This is a genomic window from Acidobacteriota bacterium (genome assembly GCA_040752915.1).
In the GTDB taxonomy this organism is placed as follows: Bacteria; Acidobacteriota; UBA4820; order UBA4820; family DSQY01; genus JBFLVU01.
Genome location: JBFMHB010000071.1, coordinates 8,655 through 12,881 on the forward strand (window position 1 = coordinate 8,655; position 4,227 = coordinate 12,881).

The following is a 4,227-nucleotide window of genomic DNA, read 5'->3' on the forward strand; positions in this document are numbered from 1 at the left end:
GTCCACCTTGATCGCGAAGTTTTTCACGGGATCCTCCCATCACAGAGGGGCGGAGTATACTCCCCCTCCTCCGCGACAAGGAACCCTATCGGCCCGACCGGGCTGCATGTGGCTCAACCGGCGCACCCGGGAGCCCGGCCTTACCGCCGCGGGGTTCTCCCGAGGACCAGGAGAACTCCCGCCGCCACGAGGGCCGCGCCGACGTAAAACCTGGGGCCGGGGATCTCGGCGAAGAGCAGGGCGGCGAGGAGGGTGGAGACCACCGGCTCCACCAGGATGGAGAGGTTCACCCGGTAGGACTCCATGTGGCGGATGGCGAAGTTCACGAGGGAATGTCCGAGGGCCGAGGGGAAGAGCGCCAGGAGACCGAACATGAGCCAGGTCCGCCCGTCGAAGCCCGAAAAAGGCGTCCCCGCCGCCGCCCCCGCGGCGCCCAGGAAAAGGGCGCAGGTGCCGTAGACCGACACGAGGTAGGAGGGGAGAGGGAGACTCTCCCGCAGGTGGCGTCCCACCGTGAAGTAGGCCGCCGCCGCCATGCCCGACAGGAGCGCCAGGACGTCTCCCGCGAGGCGCGTCCCCCCGTGGCCCATGTCCCCCCAGGCGATGAGGGCGATGCCCGCCAGCGACAGGGCGATGGCCCCGGCGTCGCGGCGGGGCACGCTCTCCTTCAGGAAAAAGGCCCCGAGGAGGGCGGCCCACACGGGCTGGGCCGACATGACCAGGAGCGAAGAGGCCACCGTGGTGAGCTGGATGGAGCCGATCCAGCAGGTGAAGTGGACCGCCAGGATGAGTCCCGCGCCCGCCGTGTAGGGCCACAGGCGCCCCCTGGGCCCTGCCGAGGCCGTGGGGGCCTTCCGGCCCGAAAGGGCCATGACCGGCGTCAGGAGAAGGGTCGCGAGGGCCATGCGCCAGAAGGCGATGGACAGGGCGGGGGCGTCGCAGTAACGCACCAGGATGGCGGCGAAGGAGAGGCACGCGAGGCCGAGGGCGAGGGCGAGACGGGTGCGGGCGTGGGGGGCGGTCACCGGCGGTCCCTACGGACAGAGGAGCGAGGGCGTCGGGGAGTAGAAGGCCCGGGCCTCGGCGGGGATGGACTCGCACTCCTTCCATTCCGGGTAGATGCGTCCGTACTCCCAGAGGTTCAACAGGATCCGGCGGACGTAGGAGCGCGTTTCCCGGAAGGGGATGGATTCGATCCAAAGGTCCGCTTCGAGGGGGGCGCCCGGGCGCGCGGTCCATTCGTCGGCCCGCCTCGGTCCCGCGTTGTAGGCGGCCAGAGCCACGTGGGGGCGGCCCCTGTACCGCCCGAGCATGGAGGCGAGGTAGAAGGAGCCGACGCGGACGTTCCATTCGGGGTCGCAAGCCCGCTCCGGGGTGAAGGGCTGGAGCCCGGCGGAGGCGGCCGCGGAACGGGCCGTCGGGGGCATCAACTGCATGAGCCCCAGCGCCCCCGATCGGGAAACGGCGGAGGGATCCCACAGGCTCTCCTGACGGATCACCGAGCAGACAAAAAGGGGAGGGAGCCCCGATTCTCGGGAGGCCGCCCGGACGGCTTCGGGATGGGAGATGGGATAAATGGCCTTCCAGGCCGCCTCGGGCGTCCGGAGCCCTGCCACCGAGTAGGCCAGCGGATAGGCCTTTCGCGCCTCCAAGATCGCTCCCGAGGGGTCCCCCGCCTCCGTTCTCGCCCGGGCCAGGGCCCAACAGACGGAGGGAGCGGTTTCACCCGGTACGGCCCGCCACTCGGAGGCGGCCTCGTCGTAGAGGCCCGCATCGAAGAGGAGGCGGCCCTTTCCCTCGTGGGTCGCGGGGGAAGGCTCGGGAAGGGGAAGGGGGGGGTCGGGCTCGGCGGCGGGAGGGAATCCCTGGCGCAGGCGGTACCCGAAGTACCCGAAGGCGTCGTGAAACTCGATTTCCTGCCGGAAAGCCGCGGCCTGGTCCGGGTCCGTCACCCTCCCGAGGCGCAGCAGGCAGTACACGGCGGCAAGGCGGTCGTCGGACCTCGCGGGGAGGCCGCCCGCCATGGCCCGCCACAAGGCCTCTGCCTCCCGGCGGCGCCCCGACGTCCACCGCCCCCACGCGGCGTCGTAGAGGACCTCCGCCAGGTCCGGGCTCGAGTGGTCCGTACACAGCCCCTTGGAAGCCAGGTCCAGGGCCCGGGTCTCGGACCTCCGGGCCAGGCGAAGCTTGACCAGGGCATACACGGCCCGGTCCCTCCAGGGGGCGTCGCAGGGCAGGGCGAGGACGGAGGCTTCCAGGTCCCCAAGGGCCTTCTCCGAAAGGGAACACCGGGATGCCACGAGGGCCATGCGGACCACGGCGGCCTGGGCGGTCTCGGGCGTCTCGGAGGCCCGCCTGTAGTGGGAAAAGGCCTCCGCCGGCCGCCCCCTCAGCTCCTCCCAGCGGCCCGTGAGAAGCGTCTTTTCGGCTTCCTGGGCCGGCGTGGCGGGCTGGACCCGGGGCAGTTCCTGGGCCATCAGGGAAACGAGCTTGGCCGAGGCGGCCTCCCGCAGGCGTCGCAGGAGGGCGTCGGGCGGCGCGGAGGCGGCGGACGGCGCCAGGTCGGGCCGGGATGCCAGAAAATCGGAGGCGGGCCCGGGGCCGGGAAACCGAGTCCACAAATCCAGGGCCACCTCGCGGGCCTCTTCCACGCGCCCGGCGCCCGAGAGGGCCTGGGCCAGGGCGGCGCCGTATTCCGGGAGGTCGGGAGAGGACCGCCACAACGCCTTGGCGAAGGGGACCGCCTCCTCGGGAGGCCCTCCTCGGGACGCCTCCAGGAGGGCGGCGGCGGCCTCGTGGCGGAAGGAGGGTTCGGGCAGGACGTCGAAGAGGCGCCTCCAAAGAGGGAGCGCCTCGGCGGCGCGGCCGGAGTCCCGCAGGGCGCGCGCGCGCCATCCCGCCGCGAACTCCCAGAGCGGATGGCCTTCGAAGACGGGGTCCGAGAGGAGGGCCAGGGCCTCCTCCCGCTTGCCTTCATCCAGCCTCCGCCGGCCTTCGGACAGGAGCCGGGCCGCCAGGTCCCCCTGGTTGATTCCCGGGGCCTGAGCCGGGACCGCGCTCCCGGCCGCGGGCGGCTCCTGGCCGGAGGCCCGCGCCGAAGGGATCAGGAGCAGGAGAAGGAAGAACCTACATGCCCAGGAGCGAAGGGTCGCCGTTCGCAAGATACTTGACCAAGGCCTTCCCAAAGTAGTCCCGGCTGCGGATGGAGGGCTTCTGGAAGCGGTTCTGGAAGGCCTCCCGGCTCCGCTCGATGTCGTCCCTCAGGAGGGCGTACAGGTTCGACTGGCGACGACCCTGGTCCATTTCCTTGGGGTGGTAGAGGGCGATCTCCTGGACGAGGAGTTTGGCGAAGCGCTCGGCATCCGAGTGGAGGCGTTCCTCACCCGGCGGGATCGGCTCCTCTTGTGGCTCGGCGGGCGGGGCGGGAGGTTCGGGCTCCGGCGCCGCCGCCTCCACCGCCTCGGGCTCGGCGGGCCGCACGTAGTCGCCGGATTCCAGCTCCACGGGGGCGGCTTCAGGGGGGCGCGGCGGTGCGGGGGACAGGGCCTCCGGAGGGATCTCGGTCATCACCGTCTGGGCCGTGGGCAGTTCCTCGGGCTCCCGAGCGGAAGTGGAGAGGGTCCCCGTGTCCTCGAAGAGCAGGCTCGCGTCCTCCGGCTGGGCCGGCAGGGGCGCCGACTCGGGGAGGATGATGTCCTGGTTCTCCAGGACGGGGGGAAGGGGGTCCCGCTTGGGGCGCAGGGGGAAGATGTCGATGGCCAGCGAGGCCACCCTCATGAGGAGGTCGATGCTGTAATGATCCAGCTTCCCGTCGGCCCCCGAGTCGGCGTACAGAAAGGCCAGGACCTTCCCCTTCAGAAGCAGGGGCGAGATGAGGCTTCGCCGGACGGGGCTGTCGTCCGGGATGAACCCCGGGCGGGCGTTGTCCAGGAGCATGCGCGACCGCGAGTTCACAACGGTGGTCAGGAGGGGATCCTTGTCCATGGCGGCCCGCCAGCGCTTGGCCTCGTCGGGCTTGTCGAATCCGAAGGCGTTCCACGCCTGGGCCGCCTCGTTCCGCACCACGAAGAGGACGCCCCGTTGGGCGTAGTTCTCCACGCCCTTGAGGAGGGCGTTGAGGACCTCGGCCTGTCCGGCGGCGTACTCGATGCAGGCCGCGTGGTACAGCAGCAGGTTGTTCAGGGCGGGGGCGGGCGGGGCCGCGGGCGCGGCGGGAGCTGGTTCCGG

3 protein-coding genes are annotated in these 4,227 nt (G+C 71.5%); all 3 read right to left on the reverse strand.

Annotated elements, in window-relative coordinates:
• Window positions 1–140 precede the first annotated feature (140 nt).
• The gene (locus AB1824_11390; protein MEW5765568.1) at window positions 141–1,025 is read right to left on the reverse strand and encodes a DMT family transporter; all 885 of its coding nucleotides are present in this window, start codon (window positions 1,023–1,025) and stop codon (window positions 141–143) included.
• Between the two features lie 9 nt (window positions 1,026–1,034).
• Window positions 1,035–3,161 (reverse strand): lytic transglycosylase domain-containing protein, encoded by a 2,127-nt coding sequence (locus tag AB1824_11395; protein MEW5765569.1) that lies wholly within the window; start codon window positions 3,159–3,161, stop codon window positions 1,035–1,037.
• The coding region (locus tag AB1824_11400) for a hypothetical protein (GenBank protein ID MEW5765570.1) at window positions 3,127–4,227 on the reverse strand (1,101 nt) is incomplete at its 5' end. The genes AB1824_11395 and AB1824_11400, both read right to left, overlap by 35 nt.